Consider the following 18,267-nt stretch of genomic DNA (forward strand, 5'->3'; position numbering starts at 1 on the left):
TACGGGTCTCACCCGGGCGAGGTCACTCCCCCGGGGTCGACTTCGCGATCTGCATCAGGAACTCGATGTTCGTGCGGGACTGCTTGAGGCGGTCCAGCAGCAGGTCGAGCGCCGCCTGCGAGTCCAGCGAGTGCAGCACCTTGCGGAGCTTGTGGATGATCGCCAGCTCCTCCGGCGCGAGCAGGACCTCCTCCTTACGCGTACCGGAGGGGTTGATGTCGATCGCCGGGAAGACCCGCTTGTCGGCGATCTTCCGGTCCAGCTTCAGCTCCGCGTTACCGGTGCCCTTGAACTCCTCGAAGATGACCGTGTCCGCCATGGACCCGGTCTCCACCAGCGCGGTGGCGAGGATGGTCAGCGAGCCGCCGTTCTCGATGTTGCGGGCCGCGCCGAGGAACCGCTTCGGCGGGTAGAGCGCGGTGGAGTCGATACCACCCGACATGATCCGGCCGCTGGCCGGCGCCGCCAGGTTGTAGGACCGACCGAGCCGGGTCACCGAGTCGAGCAGCACGACCACGTCGTGCCCCAGCTCGACCAGGCGCTTCGCCCGCTCGATCGCCAGCTCCGCCACCGTGGTGTGGTCCTGCGGCGGACGGTCGAACGTGGCCGCGATGACCTCGCCCTTCACCGACCGCTGCATGTCGGTGACCTCTTCGGGCCGCTCGTCGACCAGCACCACCATCAGGTGGCACTCCGGGTTGTTCCGGGTGATCGCGTTGGCGATCGCCTGGAGCACCATCGTCTTACCCGCCTTCGGCGGGGAGACGATCAGTGCCCGCTGGCCCTTGCCGATCGGCATGACCAGGTCGATGACGCGGGTGGTGAGGATGTGCGGCTCGGTCTCGAGCCGCAGCCGCTCCTGCGGGTACAGCGGGGTCAACTTGTAGAACTCGGGACGACGCTTCGCCTCGTCCGGCTCCATGCCGTTGATGGTGTCCAGCCGGACCAGCGGGTTGTACTTGTCCCGCCGCTGGTCACCGGTGCCCTCGCGGGCGGTGGTGCGGACCGCGCCGGTGATCGCGTCACCGCGGCGCAGGCCGTACTTCTTGATCTGGGACATCGAGACGTACACGTCGTTCGGGCCGGCCAGGTAGCCGGTGGTCCGGACGAATGCGTAGTTGTCGAGGACGTCGATGATGCCGGCCACCGGGACGAGAACCTCGTCCTCGCTGACCTGCGGCTCGCGGCCGCCGCCCTCGTTGCCACCCTCGATCCGCTCGCCGCGGCCACGCCGACGGTCGCGGAACCGGCTGCGCCGGCCGCGCCGGCCGCCGCCCTCGCCGTCGTCGTCGGAGTCGTCGTTCCCGTTGCGCTGCGGGCCCCGGTCGTTACGGTCACCGCGCTCGCCCCGGTCGCCGCGGTCGTTGCGCTCACCGCGCTCGCCCCGGTCATTGCGGTCCCCGCGGTCGTTACGGTCACCGCGGTCGTTACGGTCCCCGCGGTCGTTACGGTCACCGCGCTCGGCCCGCTCGCCCCGGTCGGTGCGCTCGCCGCGCTCCCCCCGGTCGTTACGGTCACCGCGCTCGGCCCGGTCACCGCGCTCGGCCCGCTCGCCGCGCTCGTTGCGGTCACCCCGGTCGCCGCGCTCGCCCCGGTCGGCCCGCTCGCCGGTCTCGGCGGGAGCCTGCTCGGTCCGCGCCTCGGTGGCCCGAGCCTCGACGGCCCGGCCCTCGGTGGCACGCCCCTCGGTGGCACGAGCCTCAGCGGCCCGGCCCTCGGTGGCACGGCCCTCGGTGGCACGAGCCTCAGCGGCCCGGCCCTCGGTGGCACGGCCCTCGGTGGCACGAGCCTCAGTGGCACGGCCCTCGGCCGTCGCGGCCCGGCCGCGCCGGGTCCGGGTCCGGCCCTCGGTCTCGCCGGTGGCGGTCGCGGCGGTCGGCGCCGCCTCGGCGGCCCGCTCCTCGCGTACCTCGGCGCGGACCTCTTCACGGGCGGCGGGGGCGGCCGCGGCAGCCACCTCGGCCCGCGGTCGAGGGGTGCCAGCGGCGGAGCCGCCCTGCTGCCGCTCCGAGATCGCGCTGATCAGCTCGCCCTTGCGCATGCGAGCCGTACCGGAGATGCCGAGCGACGCGGCCAGGCTCTGCAGCTCCGGCAGCAGCATTGCCGACAGGCCGGTACCGCTACGCCGACGGCGGGCGGGGGCGGCGGTGGTGGCATCGCCAGCGACGTTGGAAACATCCGACGTCACGTCGGTGGTGTCGCTCAATGGATTCCTTCCCTCGATTAAGGCCGGGACTGCCCGGGGTCGACAAGCAAGGTGGCCGGGCGGCCTCGGTGCACCCGCCTCGCATTGACGCGTCGCGGGAGTCTGTGGCACAGCAGCCGGTCGGTTTCCCGACTCACCAACATCGGTGAGCAGGTCTCGCCGTCTGCGGCGACCTGTGGAAACTGCGGTGCGGCGTGGGCCTTGGCAGGGGTGACGGGCTGACCGCCGAGAGCTTCGGGGGTGCGCCGACCCGCAGAGAGATCGCATGCTTCGCGGCTGTGCTAAGGCTAGAGCGTAATCAACTCTTACGACCTGCGGCAACAGGGTCCCGCTCGGCGTGTCCAAGTCTACCCCGTACGGCGGTGGCGCCGTGCACCTCTATTGGTAACCGGACAGCCCGCCAGCCTGTTCCCGGCTCGAAACCCGCGGGCGGCTCGGTCAACGCCAGCACCGTCGGACCCGCACCACTGACCACGGCCGCCACACCAGCCGCACGCAACTCGCTGACCAGGGCGGCCGTCGCCGGCATACCGGGGGCGCGATAGTCCTGATGCAGACGGTCGACGGTGGCCGGCAGCAGCAACGCCGGCTCGGTGGTCAGCGCGTGCACCAGCAGCGCCGCCCGGCCGGCGTTCAGCGCGGCGTCGCCGTGCGGGACGGTGGCCGGCAGCGCGGCCCGGGCGACCGCCGTGAGACCCCGCTCGCCGGGCACGAAGACCGTCGGGCGGACCCCCTCGGCGACCGGCAGCGCGACCGCCCGCGCGCCCTCGGGCTCCGTCCAGGCCACGGTGAAGCCGCCGAGCAGGCAGGGCGCCACGTTGTCCGGATGGCCCTCGATCCCGGCGGCCAGCCGCAGCACGGCGTCGTCGTCGAGCCGCTGCGCGCCGTCGTCGACCAGCGCGCGGGCCAGCACCACGCCGGCCACGATCGCGGCCGAGGAGGACCCCAGCCCACGGGCCTGCGGGATCCGGTTGACGCACTCCAGGGCCAGCCCGGCCGGCTGACCGCCGAGCGCGTCGAAGGCGGCCCGCATCGCGGTGACCACCAGGTGCCGGTCGTCCCCCGGCAGCTCGCCGGCGCCCTCGCCGGTCACCGTCACCCGGACGCCGCCGGCGGTCACCTCGGCCGCCACGTCGTCGTAGAGACCGAGGGCGAGCCCGAGGGCGTCGAAGCCCGGGCCGAGGTTGGCGCTGGTCGCGGGCACCCGTACCCGCACCGGCCCGGAAACGAAAGTGATCGGCACCGGCTCATGCTAGGGCTCCTGGCCGACATCGCGGCGGTCCCGACCGGACCGTGGGAACTGATCATTTCCGCTAGCCTGGCCCGGCGACCACGGCCAGACGGAGGCGGGCATGGACCTGATGGGCTACCGGATCCTGCAGCTGGCCGGGTACCTGCCCGCCCTGCTCGTGCTCCTCACCGGGCTGGTGCTGGCCCTGACGCGCCGCGACCGGCTGCCCCGACGGGCCCGGACGCTGCTGCTCTCCGGCGTCGTCGTGCTGCTCCTCGTGGAGCTGGTCGGCACGTTCTGGGCCCTCGCCGCGCCCCAGTTGATCAGCTCCGACTGGGCAGGCGGGAGGGCCATAAGCCGGTTCGGGCTGCTCAGCATGCTGGTCAGCGCGATCGCCTGGATCGGCTATCCGGTCGGCATCGGCCTGGTCCTCGCCGCCGCGTTCGGGGGGCGGCAGCCGGCCGGCGACTGGGGTGGCTGGACGCCACCCGCCGCCGACGAAGGCCACCCCGCCGACGAAAGCCACCCCGCCGACCCCGCGGCCACCGCCGCCGGCCCGGCCCCGCAGTGGGGCGCGACGGACCTGCCGCCGCACTCCCCCGGCCGGGTCTGAGCCGGCCCGGCGCGGCGCCCCGGCGTCAGGGCGCGGTCGACGGCTCCGGCGCCACGGCCGGGTCCGACAGCGAGAGCCGACGGGTGGCCGCCCGCCAGCCCACCGCGTACACCAGGGTCACCAGGCCGCAGCCGGCCAGCACCACCCGCTCGTCCACCACGTCCACCACCGAGGCGACGACCAGCTGGCTCACCGAGATGGCCAGCGTCGCCAGCATCATGTCGGTGGCGAAGACCCTGCCCCGCAGCCGGTCCGGCACCTCGCCCTGCAGGGCGAAGTTCGACAGCACCCAGTTGCTGCCGCCACCGAAGTGCGCGACGAAGACCAGGACCAGCACCAGCGGGAACCAGTGCGCCACCGAGGCCCCCAGGTAGGCCAGGCCGTACAGCGACATCGACAGGGCCAGCCCGGGCAGCAGCCAGGCCCGGTTGGTCAGCACCCGGCGCATCAGGATCGGCCCGACCAGCGCGCCGGCGCCGCGCGCGGCGAAGAGCAGCCCGGCACCGATCGGCCCAGCGCCGTACACCCCGGCGAGCAGCGGGAAGACGGTCAGCACCCCGTTGCCCAGGCCGACCGCGGATTTCACGGTGACCAGCGCCAGCACCCGGGGCCGGTGTCCGATGTAGCCCAGCGCCTCGCGGATCGCCGCCCAGGTGCGCGGCGTCGGCCGGTCGGCCTCCCGGGGCGCCTGGAGGGGGCGGCGGATCAACGCGGCCAGGCCCGCGGCCAGCGCCAGGCCGACCGCCGCCACCCAGAAGCAGGCGTACGGCCCGGCGGCCGCGCTCAGCACGCCGCCGAGCGAGGCGCCGACCACCGTCATCGTGCCCCAGGCCGAGCCGGCGACCGCGTTGCCGGCGGCCAGCTCGTCCGGGTCGAGCACATTGGGCAGGGCGGCCTGGGCGGCCGGGGAGTAGAACGCCTTACCCACCGCCACGGCGGCGATCGCCACCATCGCCAGCCAGGCCGTGCCGGCCCCGCGCACGCCGAGCAGGAGCAGCACCCCGAGCAGCGCCACGCCGTTCGCCACCATCATGATCTTCTTGCGGTCGAACCGGTCGGCGATGGTCCCGGTGTACGGCAGCAGCAGCGCCACCACCCCGGTGTCCAGGGCGAGCACCAGCGCGCCCCAGACGCCGCTACCGGTCAGCCTCGGCAGCAGCACGAGCAGCGGCACCATGACGAACCAGTCGGCCCCGAAGACCACCAGCTCGGCCAGGAAGAGGTTGCGGAAGTTCCGGTTGCGGCGCAGGACCGAGAGGGTGGACGACACGTGCCCGAACCCTACCCGCCGCCGCGCGCCCCGGCCGCGTGCCGCAGCAGCGCGGAGACGGTGACGAAGGTGTAGCCCCGGTCCCGCAGCCCGGTGACGATCGTGCCGAGCCGGTCCAGTGCCACCCGCCGGTTGTCGGACCCGGCGTCGTGCGCGAGCAGGATGGTGCCCGGCGCGACGTCGGCCACGATCCGTCGGGCGTGGCCGGCCGGGTCGGCCCGGTATTCGCCCTCCACCATCTGGAGCGACCAGAGCACCAGCCGGTAGTCGAGGCGGGCGGCGGCGTGCAGCACGGCGCCGCCCAGGTGGCCGTAGGGCGGGCGGGCCAGCCGGGGCGGCGCGCCGACGACCTCGGTGATGGCGTCGTGCGACCGACGCAGGTCGTCGTGGACGGCGGCGGCGTCCAGCCGGGCCAGATCCCGGTGCCGCCAACTGTGGTTGCCCACCTCGTGCCGGGCCAGCCGGCCGCGCAGCAGCGCGGCGTGCCGCCGGACCCGCTCGCCGACCAGGAAGAAGGTGGCGGGCACCGCGTACCGGTCCAGGGTGTCCAGCACCGCCGGCGTCCACCGGGGCAGCGGACCGTCGTCGAAGGTGAGCGCGACGAGCCGGTCGGCGGTCGGGACGTGCCAGACCACCTCCAGCGCGCCGCCGCCGACCTGCTGCCGGCGCGTGCCCACGGTGGCGCTGGCCGGGCCGCCGGCGATCGGCAGGTGCCGGTCGGCGAGCCGGGTCCCCTCGACGGTTCCGGCCACGCCGAGCGCGGCACCCCCGGCCAGCAGGGCGCCCCGGCGCAGCACGATCCGCCGCCCCCACCGCCCGCCGTCGGGGTCCACCATCGCCGCCTCACCCTGAGTCCGTGATCGACTGCTCACGGTAGTGAATCATGGCACCGGCCGGAGCAGGCACGACAACGCCCCCGGCCCTATGGAGCACCGGGCCGGGGGCGGGTCGCCGGACGGACTACTCGGTCGGCGGCAGCGGCGAGCGGCGGCTCTTCGGCAGCCGCAGCACCTCGAACTGGTCGGTGCCGTCGAGCAGGGCCGCCGAGGGAGCCGGGCGGCCCGGTGACTCCGCGACGGAGGTGTCGCCGACCGTCGTACCCCCGGCTCCGGCGCGGGCCGGAACCGGCGCGGCGGCCGGGGCGCCGGCGGACGCGGGAACCTCGTCACCCGGGGTCGACCCGCCGGAGCGCCGCGCCCGCAGCGACTCCTTGGTGCGTTCCACCATCGTGTACAGCGTCGGCACCAGGACCAGGGTGAGCAGCGTCGAGCTGAGCAGGCCGCCGATCACCACCACCGCCAGCGGCTGGGAGATGAAGCCGCCCTCGCCGGTGAGGCCGAACGCCATCGGCAGCAGCGCGAAGATGGTGGCGACGGCGGTCATCAGGATCGGCCGCAGCCGGCGCCGACCGCCCTCGACCACCGCTTCGGCCACGCCCATCCCCCGGGCCCGGTACTGGTTGATCAGGTCCAGCAGCACGATCGCGTTGGTCACCACGATGCCGACCAGCATCAGCACGCCGATCAGCGCGGGCACCCCCAGCGGGGTGCCGGTGGCCAGCAGCAGCGCGATCGCGCCGGTCGCGGCGAACGGGATCGAGATCAGCAGGATCAGCGCCTGGGTGATGCTGCGGAACGTCGCCACCATGATCAGGAAGACGATGGCGATGGCCGCCAGCACCGCCAGCCTGAGGTCGCCGAAGGCGTCCTCCTGCTGCGCACTGGCCCCGCCCACGGCCACCGTCGCGCCGGGCACGTCGAGGTCGGCGAGCCGTTTGCGCAGCTCCTTGGTGGTCGCGCCGAGGTTGGAGCCGGTGGCCGTGCCGGTCACCGAGACGCTGCGCTCGCCGTCGATCCGGGTGATCTGCTGCGGGCCCTCGCCCTGGGTGACGTCGGCGATGTCGTCCAGCCTGACCGGGCCGACCGGCAGGGCCCGCAGCTGCTCCACGGTCAGCGGCGGGGCCGCCGTCGTCCGCAGCACCACGTCCTGCTGGGCGCCGTCCAGGTTCACCTGGCCCAGCGGCGCGCCCCGGTACGCCTGGGCCACCAACTGCCCGACGGCCGCCTCGCTCAGCCCCACCCGGGCCGCGGCGAGCCGGTCGACGTGGACGTCCACCCGCGGCACCCGCTCCGCCAGGCTGGTGGAGACGTCCTCGACACCGGAGATCCCGGCCAGCGCCGACTTCGCCTCGTCGGCCGCCCGGGTCAGCGCCTCCGGGTCGGCGGCCTGGGCCACCACCTCCAACTGGTCGCCCTGCCCCTGGCCGAAGGTCAGCTCGCCGACCTCGGCACCGAGGGCGCCGAACTCCCTGCGGAGGACCTCCTTCATCTCCTTGGCGTCGGTGTCGTCGCCGAGCGCCACCGACCAGGCGGCGGTGTTGTTGCCACCGCCGCCCTCCCACGGCCGGTCGGTACCACCGGCGGTCACCTGGTACGTCTCGACGCCGTCGGTGCGCCCCAGCACCTCCTCGACCCGCTTCGCCGCCGCGTCGGTGCCGGCCAGGCCGGTGCCGGCGGGCAGCTCCTGGCGGATGGTGAGGGTGTCCTGCCCGGAGTCGTCCAGGAAGTTGGTCTTCAGCTGGCCGGCGAGGCCGAGGGTGCCGAGCAGCAGCAGCAGGCCCACCGCCACGGTGATCCACCGGGTGCCCCGGGAGCGGGTGGCGAAGCCGATTGTCGGCAGGTACGCCCGCTGCAACGGGCTGCGCAGCTCCTTCTCCTCGGCGGCCCGGCGCAGCGCGGCGTCGTCCGCGCCGGCCGCGGGCGGCTTCAGGAACCAGTACGCCAACACCGGGATCACGGTCAGCGACACCAGCAGCGAGGCGAGCAGGGCCACCGTCACGGTGATCGCGAACGGCGCGAAGAGCTGCCCGACGAAGCCGCCGACCAGCGCGATCGGCGCGAAGACCGCGACCGTGGTGAGGGTGGACGCGGTCACCGCGCCGGCCACCTCGCGGACCGCCGCGACGATCGCCTCGCGCTTCGGCTCGCCGTACTCCAGGTGCCGTTTGATGTTTTCCAGCACCACGATCGAGTCGTCGACCACTCGGCCGACCGCGATGGTGAGCGCGCCGAGGGTGAGCAGGTTGAGCGAGTAGTCGCCGATCCAGAGGGCGAGCAGCGCCACCACCACCGACAGCGGGATGGAGACCGCGGTGACCAGGGTGGAGCGCACCGACAGCAGGAAGACCAGGATCACCACGACCGCCATCAGCAGGCCGAGCAGGCCCTCGGTGGTCAGGCTCTCGATGGAGCGCTCGACGAACGGCGCCTGGTCGAAGACCACCGTCAGCTCGGCGCCGGAGGCGGAACGCAGGTCGGCCAACCGGTCCCGGATGTCGTGCGAGATACGGACCGCGTTGCCGTCCGGGGCGGCGGTGACCTCGACGCCGATGCTCTCCGTGCCGTTGGTCCGGGTGATCGCGTTGGCCGGGGCGAGCTGCCGCTCGACGGTCGCCACGTCGCCGAGGCGGACCGGGCCAGCCCGCGGCACGGCCGGGGTGAGCACGATGCCGCGCAGCTCGTCCAGGGTGGCGATCGGGGTGCCGACCTGCACCGGCAGGGCGCGCGTCCCGTCGGTGACCGTACCGGCCGGGATGGCGATGCCGTTGGTCTTCAGGGCGGCGCCGATGGCGGTCGGCGCCAGCTTCGCCGCGGCGAACCTCGCCGGGATCGGGGTGATCGTCACGACCTGGTCGCGGGTGCCGGTCACCGCGACGGTGCGGACGCCGTCGATCCCTTCCAGTTCCGGTACGACGGTGGCGCGCAGCTTCTCGACCAGCGCGCGCTGGTCGTCGCCGCCGGTGGCGGCCAGCACCACGGCCGGGAAGTCGTCGGTGCTGCCGGTGATCACCTGCGGGTCCACCGCGTCCGGCAGTTGCGCGTCGATACGGCCGAGCGCGGTCTGCATCTTGTTGGCGGCGGCGTCGATGTCGGTGCCGAAAGCGAATTGCACCGAGACGGTGGCCGAGCCCTCCCGGGAGACGGAGGTGACCTTCTCCAGCCCCCGGATGCCCTGGAGGCTGTTCTCGATCGGCTCGGTGACCTGGGCCTCGACGACCTCGGGGCCGGCGCCGGGATAGACCGCGACGACGAACGCACCGGGGAACTCCAGCGACGGCAGCAGCTGCTGCTTCAGGGAGGGCACGGCGAACGCCCCGAACACCGCGGTCACCACCGCGATGAGGGCGACCAACCCCCGGTTGGCGAGACTGGATCTGGCGAGCAGCGACATCGGCTTGGCTCACTCCTGGGGAGACGGGCATGCGGGGTACGCAAAGTGTGCCCGACCGGATCTTCCCCAGCCCCGCCGGGTCGTGGCGGCCCGCCAGCGGTCAGACGAGGTCGAGCGAGCGCGCGGCGGCCAGGGCGTCGTTGGCGATGGTGACCGGCGCGGGGGCGGTGGAGATGGCCCACTCCGGGTCCTTGAGGCCGTGCCCGGTGACCGTGCAGACCACCGTGGAGCCGGCCGGGACACGACCCGCCGCGGCCTGCTGGAGCAGGCCGGCCACGCTGGCCGCGCTGCCCAGCTCGACGAAGACCCCCACCTCGCGGGCGAGCAGCCGGTACGCCGCCAGGATCTCCCGGTCGGTGACGGCGGCGATCAGGCCCTGCGAGGCGTCCCGGGCGTCGACCGCCTTGGTCCAGCTGGCCGGGTTGCCGATCCGGATGGCGGTGGCGATGGTGGACGGCTCGTGCACCACCCGGCCGGTGACGATCGGCGCGGCCCCGGCGGCCTGGAAGCCGTACATCTTCGGGGCCCTGGTGGCGTTGCCGACGCGCAGGTCGTCGGAGTAGCCCATCCAGTACGCCGAGACGTTGCCGGCGTTGCCGACCGGCAGGCAGTGGATGTCCGGCGCGTCACCGAGCGCCTCGACGATCTCGAAGGCGGCGGTCTTCTGCCCGTGCAGCCGGTCCGGGTTGACGGAGTTGACCAGGGCCACCGGGTAGTCCTGGGCGAGCTTCGAGGCCAGCGAGAGGCAGTCGTCGAAGTTGCCCTGCACCTGGAGCAGCTTCGCGCCGTGCACCAGCGCCTGGGCCAGCTTGCCGAGCGCGATCTTGCCCTGCGGCACCAGCACCGCGCAGGTGATCCCGGCCCGGGCCGCGTACGCCGCGGCGGAGGCGCTGGTGTTGCCGGTGGAGGCGCAGATGATGGCCTTGTCGCCGGCCTCGACCGCCTTGGAGACCGCGACGGTCATGCCGCGGTCCTTGAACGAGCCGGTCGGGTTGGCCCCCTCGACCTTGAGGTGCACGTCGCAGCCGAGCCGGGCGGAGAGCACCGGCGCGGGCAGCAGCGGGGTGTTCCCCTCGTGCAGGGTGACGACCGGGGTGGCGTCGGTGACCGGCAGCCGGTCCCGGTACGTCTCGATCAGACCCCGCCACATGTCGCTCTCCTCGCCTCGCCCCGTCGCACCGGGGGCACGTCAAGCCTGGACCAGCCGCACCGGCCGACGCCCGCCGCACCCGCCCCTGACCACCAGACGGGATGCGGTCTAGACCCCGCCCTCGACCCGCAGCACGCTGGCCACCGAACGGACGATCTCCAGCCCGCGCAGCTCGCGGACGGTCGCGGCGAGCGCGGCGTCCGGGGCGACGTGGGTGACGATCACCAGGTCGGCGTCCTCGCCCCGACCGGCCGGCCCGCCGCCCGCCGGGCCCTGCCGGACGGTGGCGATGGAGACGTCGTGCCGGGCGAAGACCCCGGCGACCGCCTCCAGCACACCCGGCCGGTCGGCCACGTCGAGGCTGATGTGGTAGCGGGTGAGCGCCTCCCCCATCGGGCGCACCGCCAGGTCGGCGTACGCGGACTCGCTGGCCGCGCGCGCCCCCGCGAGCCGGTTGCGGGCCACCGCCACCACGTCGCCGAGCACCGCGCTGGCGGTCGGCGCGCCGCCCGCGCCCCGGCCGTAGAACATCAGCTGCCCGGCCGCCTCGGCCTCGACGAAGACCGCGTTGAACGCGTCGCCGACGCTGGCCAGCGGGTGGGTCAGCGGGATCATCGCCGGGTGCACCCGGACGCTGACCGTCTCCCGGCCGCCCGTGTCGGTGCCCCGGGCCGCGATGCAGAGCAGCTTGATGGTGCAGCCCATCGCCTTGGCGCTGGCCACGTCCGCGGCGGTCACCTCGGTGATCCCCTCGCGATGCACGTCGGCGGCCCCGACCCGGGTGTGGAAGGCCAGCGAGGCGAGGATGGCGGCCTTGGCGGCGGCGTCGAAGCCCTCCACGTCGGCGGTCGGGTCCGCCTCGGCGTACCCCAGTTCGGTGGCCTCCTCCAGGGCCTCGGCGAAGCCGGCGCCGGTGGCGTCCATCGCGGAGAGGATGAAGTTGGTGGTGCCGTTGACGATGCCGGTGACCCGGTTGATCCGGTCGCCGTGCAGCGACTCGCGCAGCGGGCGCAGCAGCGGGATCGCCCCGGCCACGCTGGCCTCGTAGTAGAGGTCGGCGCCACCCTCGGCGGCGGCGTCGTGCAGCGCCGCGCCGTCCTCGGCGAGCAGCGCCTTGTTGGCGGTGACCACGCTCTTGCCGGCCCGCAGCGCCTCCACCAGCCAGCTCCGCGCCGGCTCGATGCCGCCGACCACCTCGACCACCACGTCGACGTCGTCGCGCTTGATCAGCCCGAGCGGGTCGGTGGTGAACAGCGCCGGGTCGACCGGCAGGTCGCCGCGGTCCCGGCCGACCCGGCGTACGGCGATGCCGGCGATCTCCAGCGGAGCGCCGATCCGGGCGGCGAGGTCGGTCGACTGCTCGTGCAGCAGCCGGACCACCTCGCTACCGACCGTTCCGCAGCCGAGCAGCGCCAAACGCACAGGTGATGTCATCCCACATCCAGGGTGAGCAGGTCCTCTTCGGTCTCCCGCCGGACGATCAGCCGGGCCCGGCCCTCGCGCACCGCGACCACCGGGGGTCGGGGCACGTGGTTGTAGTTGCTGGCCATGCTCCGGCAGTACGCCCCGGTGCCGGGCACCGCGACAAGATCTCCGGGCTGCACGTCGGCGGGCAGGAATTCATCCTTCACCACGATGTCCCCGGACTCACAGTGCTTTCCCACCACGCGGGCGAGCATCGGCTCGGCCGTCGAGGCGCGGTTGGCCACCGTGGCCGAGTACGACGCGTCGTAGAGGGCGGTGCGGATGTTGTCGCTCATCCCGCCGTCGACGCTGACGTACGTGCGGATCCCGTCGACGTCCTTGACCGTGCCGACCTCGTAGAGGGTGAACACCGCCGGGCCGACGATGGCCCGCCCCGGCTCGATCGACAGGTGCGGTACGGCCAGCCGCTCCGCCGCGCACTCGCCGTCCACGATCTTGCGGAGCCGCTTGGCCAGCTCCTGCGGCGAGGCCGGGTCGTCCTGCGTGGTGTACGCGATGCCGAAGCCGCCGCCCAGGTCCAGCTCGGGCAGCTCCACCCCGCGCGCGTCGCGGATCTGCGCCTGGAGGGCGAGCACCCGGCGGGCGGAGACCTCGAAGCCGTTGGCGTCGAAGATCTGCGAGCCGATGTGCGAGTGCAGGCCCCGCAGGTCGAGCACGCCCTCGTCGAGCACCTTGAGGGCGGCCGCGGCGGCGGCCCCGCCGGCCAGCGAGAAGCCGAACTTCTGGTCCTCGTGGGCGGTGGCGATGAACTCGTGGGTGTGCGCCTCCACGCCGACGGTGACCCGGATCATGACGCCGGGGCGTACCCCCCGCTCGCGGGCGAGCGCGGTGAGCCGGTCGATCTCGGTGAACGAGTCGAGGATGATCCGCCCCACCCCGGCGTCCAGCGCCCGGGTCAGCTCGGACACCGACTTGTTGTTGCCGTGGAAGCCGATCCGCTCCGCCGGCATCCCGGCCGCCAGCGCGGTGGCCAGCTCGCCGCCGGTGCAGACATCCAGGTGCAGGCCCTCCTCGGCGATCATCCGGACCACCGCGCGGCAGAGGAACGCCTTGCCCGCGTAGTAGACGTCCTCGGTCGGGAAGGCGGCCCGGAAGTCGCGGCAGCGCGAGCGCAGGTCGTCCTCGTCCAGGACGTACACCGGGGTGCCGAACTCGGCCGCGAGGTCGCGGACGCTGAGGCCCGCGACGGCGAGCGCGCCGTCCGCGCCGCGGGTCACGGTCCGCGGCCAGAGCTGCGGCACCAGGGCGTTGACGTCGTCCGGGGTACGCAGCCAGGCGGGCCGGCTGCCGATGTCGCCGTGCAGGGCGCCGGCTTCGTGCGCGCGCATGGGTTACATCCTCTCCGGGGCGGAGACGCCGAGCAGCCGAAGACCGTTGGCGATCACCGTCCGGGTGGCGTCGTTGAGCCAGAGCCGGGCCCGGTGCAGGTCGGTGACCTCCTCGTCGCCCCGGGGCAGGATCCGGCAGTTGTCGTAGAACCGGTGGTACGCCCCGGAGAGGTCCTCCAGGTAGCGGGCCACCCGGTGGGGTTCGCGCAGCTCGGCGGCGGAGGCGACCACGGCGGGGAACTCGGCGAGCGCCTTGAGCAGCTCGTTCTCCTTCTCGTGGTCGAGCAGCTCGGGGTGGAACGCGTCCCCGTCGCCCCGGCTCAGGCCGATCTCGGCGGCGTTGCGGCCGACGCTGGCCGTCCGGGCGGCCACGTACTGCACGTAGTAGACCGGGTTGTCGCGGGTGGCCCGGGTCCACAGCTCCACGTCGATGTCGATCGGGGAGTCGCTGGAGTAGCGGGCCAGCGCGTAGCGGGACGCGTCCACGCCGATCGCGTCGACCAGGTCCTCCAGGGTGACCACGGTGCCGGCCCGCTTGCTCATCCGCACCGGGGCGCCGTCGCGGACCAGGTTGACCAGCTGGCCGATCAGGATCTCCAGGTTGCGCTCCGGGTCGTCGCCGAAGCAGGCGGCCATCGCCTTCATCCGGCCGATGTAGCCGTGGTGGTCGGCGCCCAGCATGATCACGACCCGCTCGAAGCCGCGCTCACGCTTGTCCAGGTAGTAGGCGCAGTCGGCGGCGAAGTACGTCCATTCGCCGTTGGACTTGCGCAGCACCCGGTCCTTGTCGTCGCCGAAGTCGGTGGTGCGCAGCCAGGTCGCGCCATCGGACTCGTAGAGGTGGCCCTGCTCGCGCAGCCGGTTGAGGGCCAGCTCCAGCTCGCCCCGGTCGTGCAGGTCCTTCTCGTTGAAGTAGGTGTCGAACTCCACCCCGAAGGCGCGCAGCGACGCCTTGATCTCGGCGAACATCAGCGCGACGCCCTCGACCCGGAAGGTCTCCTGGGCGGCGGCGTCGTCCTGCTCCAGCACGTCCGGGCGGACGGCGCGGACCTGCTCGGCGATCTCGGCGATGTACGCCCCGCCGTACCCGTCCTCGGGGGCCGGCTCACCCTTGGCGGCGGCGAGCAGCGACCGGGCGAACCGGTCGATCTGGGAGCCGGCGTCGTTGAAGTAGTACTCCGTGCCGACCTCGGCGCCGGTGGCCCGGAGCAGGCGGCTCAGCGCGTCGCCGACGGCCGCCCAGCGGACCCCGCCGATGTGCACCGGGCCGGTCGGGTTCGCCGAGACGAACTCCAGGTTGATCTTCTGGCCGGCGAGCCGGTCGCTGCGGCCGTACTCCGCGCCGGCCTCGACGATCGACCGGGCGAGCTGGCCGGCGGCGGCCGCGTCGAGCCGGATGTTGAGGAAGCCGGGGCCGGCGATCTCCACCGACTTGACCCCGGCGGCCCGGCCGAGCTGCTCGGCCAGCGCGGCGGCCAGCTCCCGCGGCGGGACCCCGACCTTCTTGCTGAGCTGCAAGGCCAGCGTCGAGGCGTAGTCGCCGTGCTCGGGGTTGCGGGGTCGCTCCACCGCCGTGCGCGCCGGGAGCGCGGCGGGATCCAGGCCCCGGTCGGTGAAGACGGCGTGGGCTGCGGAGAGGACGACCTCGGCGAGTTCTGCGGGAGTCACCGAACCATGTTATCGGGGGTAGACTCGGGCACTCGGCGGCGACCCTTTGCGTCACCCGGCCCGCCAGATCCCCTGACCGACCGACCTGACGAGGCACGATGAGCATCAGCACCCCGGGCGGCCCAGAGCGCCGTCCGACCGTGGTCAGCACCGGCAAGAAGCCGGCGGCTGGCCGGCCCGCGTCCGGCGCCAAGCCCGGGGCCGGCACGTCTGCGGGCACTCCCCGGCAGACCGCGGGCGGCAAGGGCCCCCGCAAGCCGGTCACGCCGGTGAAGGTGAGCCAGGGCCGGTCCTGGGGCCCGATCGCGCTCTTCGTCGCCGTGGGCGTGCTCGCCGCGGCGATCATCGGCTACGGCGCGTACGCCGCCTTCCAGGGCTCCAAGCCGTGGGAGAAGCGGGCGGACGGCATCGACGGCATCGTCAACTACCGCGCCAAGGACAAGGATCTCGTCAAGGGCGGAAACCACCAGCAGGGGCCGATCAAGTACTCGGTCCTCCCGCCGGTGGCCGGCCCGCACAACGGCAGCTGGCAGAACTGCATGGGTGACGTCTACGACGCCCCGATCGCCAACGAGCACGCGGTGCACAGCCTGGAGCACGGCGCGGTCTGGATCACCTACCGCCCGGACCTGCCGGCCGACCAGGTGGCGAAGCTCAAGGCGAAGGTGCAGGGCAAGGAGAAGCTGATGCTCAGCCCGTTCGACGGGCTGGACAAGCCGATCTCCCTCCAGGCCTGGGGCTACCAGCTCAAGGTCGACAACGCCGACGACGGCCGGATCGACGACTTCATCAAGACGCTGCGGGTGAACGCGTCCGTCGAGGGGCCGACGGCGCTCTGCAACACGGGCATCACCGCCACCGGCACCACCCCGCGGGACGACGCGCCGAACATGCCCGAGCAGCCCACCCAGTAAGGAAGCGTGATGACCGCTCCCGCCACGACGGACAGCGCGCCCGAGGAGATCGCGGTCCCTGACGACGGTGACCGGGGGTCCGCGCGCCGCTACGGCGTCCTGGCCCTGGCCGCCGCCGTCGTGGTCGGCCTCCTCCTCGGGTACGCCGGCGGCCTGCTGACCCCGGGACTCACCCGGCCGGGGGACACCTCGGCCGAGGCGGGCTTCGCCCGGGACATGACGACGCACCACTCCCAGGCGGTGGAGATGGGGCTGCTCGCCTTCCAGCGGGGCACCGACGGCGAGGTGCGTCAGATCGGTGGCGACATCGCCAGCGGCCAGCAGGGCGAGGTCGGCACCATGCAGACCTGGCTGCGGCTGTGGGGGCTGGACCCGACGGGCTCGGAGCCGGCGATGGCCTGGATGCCGGACGGCGCGGGCCTGGTGCGCAACGGGCTGATGCCGGGCATGGCCACCCCGGAGGAGATGGCGAAGCTGCGCGCCGCGCAGGGCCGGGAGTTGGACGTCCTCTTCCTGCAGATGATGATCAGGCACCATCTCGGTGGGATCCACATGCTCGACGGCATCCTCGACGAGGGGCACGACGAGGATGTGCTGCGCGTGGCGCAGACCATGAGGAACACCCAGCAGACGGATCTGACCAATCTGCAGGCCGCGCTCAAGCGGCTGGGCGGCTGACCGCTCCCGCACATCCCGGCCGGAGGCCCGCGTACCGCTGAGGCGGACGCGGGCCTTCCCGTTTCCCGGCCCGACTTCGCCCGATTAGACCCTTTAGGCTACTTCGTGCCTGATCGGTGGGTCCAACCCATTGCGCTGCTTAGAGACTTTTCTCCCCACATATCGTGACCAGTTGCGATTCGGGCTCGTTGCGCAGGACGTGGGGGTTGCACTGAGAGACGCGCGGCGTTCGGTCACCAGCTGGTGCCGGCGCCACACCATCGGCGGTGACGGAGCGGTGGCAGCCATCCGTCGCGGACACCGGCAGGGCGAGCCCGGAACGCTCAGCCGCGAACAGGAACTCGAACTGATCGACCTGCTGCGGGGCGTCCACCCCGACGAGTTCGGGCTGGACGAGGAGCTCTGGACGCGCCAGAGCCTCACCACGCTGATCCAGCGCCGGTTCGACGTGGCGATGGACGCCGGCACGGCCGGGGCGTACCTGCGGGCCTGGGGGTTGGGTCCGCGGGAGCCGCGGGAGCGCGCCTGCGGGCTCTGCGTCGGCGCGGTCGAGCGCTGGGTGCGTCTCGAGTACCCGGCGATCACCCGGGCCGCCCAGGAGCACGACGCCGAGGTCTACTGGATCGGCCGGGTCCGGCTGCGCGGCACCATGCCGGCCGCGGACGTGATCTCGGCGGTGTCGTCCCGGGGGCGGGTCCGGTTCATGGTGACCACGCCCGGCGTCGACGCGCCGCTCCCCCGCGACTTCGTGCTGCGGCTCAGCGGCGCCGAGGAGCGGACGGTACACCTGATCGTGGACGGCTCCTGGCCCAAGAACGAGTGGCCCCGCCGGCTGCCCCGGCGCATCGTCCTGCACCCGCTCCCCAGCTGCGGCCGCGCCCAGGCCGCCGCCTGACCACCCTCGGACACCCTCTCCCGCCAACCCTGCCGTTGATCATGAGGTTGACGGCACCCAGGGAGATCGACTTCGCCGTCAACCCCATGATCAACACGGGCTGCGGGTGGGGCGGGGCGACACGGAGGGTTGGTGGATACCGATTCGGCGATCGGTGGGGGCGTTTGCTAGTCTTCTCGAGTCGCTGAGCCCCCGTAGCTCAGGGGATAGAGCACCGCCCTCCGGAGGCGGGGGCGCAGGTTCGAATCCTGCCGGGGGCACAGACAACTGAACGAGGAAGGTCCTGGCGCGTGCGCCGGGGCCTTTTTCGCTGTTCGGCACCGGTTCGGCCGCCGGTCACCCCCGCGCCCGAAGATCGCCCGCCGTCCGCCCGCGCCGCCAGGCGTGAGCTCGAGCACCGTGGCCCGGCCCGGGCGAGGTCGGCGATGCCGGCTGGGACCGGGGTGACTCCTGTGATGACTCAGCACACCGATATTGCCGGATTGTTACATGTTGGCTCCGCTCCAGCACTTGCGATCGCCTCGAACCCGCAATACGTTGCCGTCGACAACAAAAACAAGTGAAGGTCTTACCCCTTCCGGAGGCACCCATGACGTTGG

13 protein-coding genes and 1 tRNA gene are annotated in these 18,267 nt (G+C 73.2%); 5 read left to right on the top strand and 9 right to left on the bottom strand.

What is annotated here, in order from left to right:
- Positions 1-22 precede the first annotated feature (22 nt).
- Both rho and thrB read right to left on the bottom strand, forming a co-directional pair.
- Complete coding sequence (gene rho, locus AC5RWQ_RS16975; protein ID WP_494283680.1) at positions 23-2,206, bottom strand: transcription termination factor Rho; 2,184 nt, start codon at positions 2,204-2,206, stop codon at positions 23-25.
- Positions 2,207-2,504: 298 nt separating this feature from the next.
- Entirely contained in the window at positions 2,505-3,449 is a 945-nt protein-coding gene (gene thrB / locus AC5RWQ_RS16980) for a homoserine kinase (RefSeq protein ID WP_494283681.1), read from the bottom strand.
- A gap of 109 nt (positions 3,450-3,558) precedes the next feature.
- Between thrB and AC5RWQ_RS16985 the strand changes: the two genes are divergently transcribed.
- Positions 3,559-4,050: a hypothetical protein gene (locus tag AC5RWQ_RS16985; RefSeq protein ID WP_494283682.1), complete on the top strand. Its 492-nt coding sequence runs from the start codon at positions 3,559-3,561 to the stop codon at positions 4,048-4,050.
- Between the two features lie 25 nt (positions 4,051-4,075).
- Here AC5RWQ_RS16985 and AC5RWQ_RS16990 read toward each other — a convergent pair whose 3' ends face one another.
- From AC5RWQ_RS16990 to argS, 7 genes are all read right to left on the bottom strand, one after another.
- Complete coding sequence (locus tag AC5RWQ_RS16990; protein ID WP_494283683.1) at positions 4,076-5,320, bottom strand: MFS transporter; 1,245 nt, start codon at positions 5,318-5,320, stop codon at positions 4,076-4,078.
- 11 nt (positions 5,321-5,331) lie between these two features.
- Positions 5,332-6,156: a polysaccharide deacetylase family protein gene (locus tag AC5RWQ_RS16995; RefSeq protein WP_494283684.1), complete on the bottom strand. Its 825-nt coding sequence runs from the start codon at positions 6,154-6,156 to the stop codon at positions 5,332-5,334.
- Positions 6,157-6,280: 124 nt separating this feature from the next.
- Positions 6,281-9,550: an efflux RND transporter permease subunit gene (locus tag AC5RWQ_RS17000; protein WP_494283685.1), complete on the bottom strand. Its 3,270-nt coding sequence runs from the start codon at positions 9,548-9,550 to the stop codon at positions 6,281-6,283.
- A 100-nt stretch (positions 9,551-9,650) separates the two neighbouring features.
- Positions 9,651-10,700 (bottom strand): threonine synthase, encoded by a 1,050-nt coding sequence (thrC, locus tag AC5RWQ_RS17005; RefSeq protein WP_494283686.1) that lies wholly within the window; start codon positions 10,698-10,700, stop codon positions 9,651-9,653.
- A gap of 108 nt (positions 10,701-10,808) precedes the next feature.
- Positions 10,809-12,122 (bottom strand): homoserine dehydrogenase, encoded by a 1,314-nt coding sequence (locus tag AC5RWQ_RS17010; protein WP_494283791.1) that lies wholly within the window; start codon positions 12,120-12,122, stop codon positions 10,809-10,811.
- Between the two features lie 8 nt (positions 12,123-12,130).
- Positions 12,131-13,513: a diaminopimelate decarboxylase gene (gene lysA / locus AC5RWQ_RS17015; RefSeq protein WP_334490867.1), complete on the bottom strand. Its 1,383-nt coding sequence runs from the start codon at positions 13,511-13,513 to the stop codon at positions 12,131-12,133.
- A gap of 3 nt (positions 13,514-13,516) precedes the next feature.
- Positions 13,517-15,181 (bottom strand): arginine--tRNA ligase, encoded by a 1,665-nt coding sequence (gene argS / locus AC5RWQ_RS17020; protein ID WP_494283687.1) that lies wholly within the window; start codon positions 15,179-15,181, stop codon positions 13,517-13,519.
- Positions 15,182-15,279: 98 nt separating this feature from the next.
- Between argS and AC5RWQ_RS17025 the strand changes: the two genes are divergently transcribed.
- The 4 genes from AC5RWQ_RS17025 (at position 15,280) to AC5RWQ_RS17040 (ending at position 17,928) form a co-directional block, all read left to right on the top strand.
- A complete protein-coding gene (locus tag AC5RWQ_RS17025) occupies positions 15,280-16,095 on the top strand; it encodes a thioredoxin-like domain-containing protein (protein ID WP_494283688.1) in 816 nt (271 codons plus the stop codon).
- A 9-nt stretch (positions 16,096-16,104) separates the two neighbouring features.
- Complete coding sequence (locus tag AC5RWQ_RS17030; RefSeq protein WP_494283689.1) at positions 16,105-16,773, top strand: DUF305 domain-containing protein; 669 nt, start codon at positions 16,105-16,107, stop codon at positions 16,771-16,773.
- 199 nt (positions 16,774-16,972) lie between these two features.
- A complete protein-coding gene (locus AC5RWQ_RS17035; RefSeq protein WP_494283792.1) occupies positions 16,973-17,668 on the top strand; it encodes a winged helix-turn-helix domain-containing protein in 696 nt (231 codons plus the stop codon).
- Between the two features lie 188 nt (positions 17,669-17,856).
- A tRNA-Arg gene (locus AC5RWQ_RS17040) sits at positions 17,857-17,928 on the top strand.
- The last annotated feature ends 339 nt before the right edge of the window (positions 17,929-18,267 follow it).

Source organism: Micromonospora sp. BS32 (assembly GCF_059089345.1).

Bases quoted from the DNA above. Each gene is read 5' to 3' on its own strand.
- AC5RWQ_RS16985 (WP_494283682.1), top strand. From the start codon at position 3,559: ATGGACCTGATGGGCTACCGGATCCTGCAGCTGGCCGGGTACCTGCCC.
- AC5RWQ_RS16995 (WP_494283684.1), bottom strand. From the start codon at position 6,156: ATGGTGGACCCCGACGGCGGGCGGTGGGGGCGGCGGATCGTGCTGCGC.
- AC5RWQ_RS17000 (WP_494283685.1), bottom strand. From the start codon at position 9,550: ATGTCGCTGCTCGCCAGATCCAGTCTCGCCAACCGGGGGTTGGTCGCC.
- thrC (WP_494283686.1), bottom strand. From the start codon at position 10,700: ATGTGGCGGGGTCTGATCGAGACGTACCGGGACCGGCTGCCGGTCACC.
- lysA (WP_334490867.1), bottom strand. From the start codon at position 13,513: ATGCGCGCGCACGAAGCCGGCGCCCTGCACGGCGACATCGGCAGCCGG.
- AC5RWQ_RS17025 (WP_494283688.1), top strand. From the start codon at position 15,280: ATGAGCATCAGCACCCCGGGCGGCCCAGAGCGCCGTCCGACCGTGGTC.
- AC5RWQ_RS17030 (WP_494283689.1), top strand. From the start codon at position 16,105: ATGACCGCTCCCGCCACGACGGACAGCGCGCCCGAGGAGATCGCGGTC.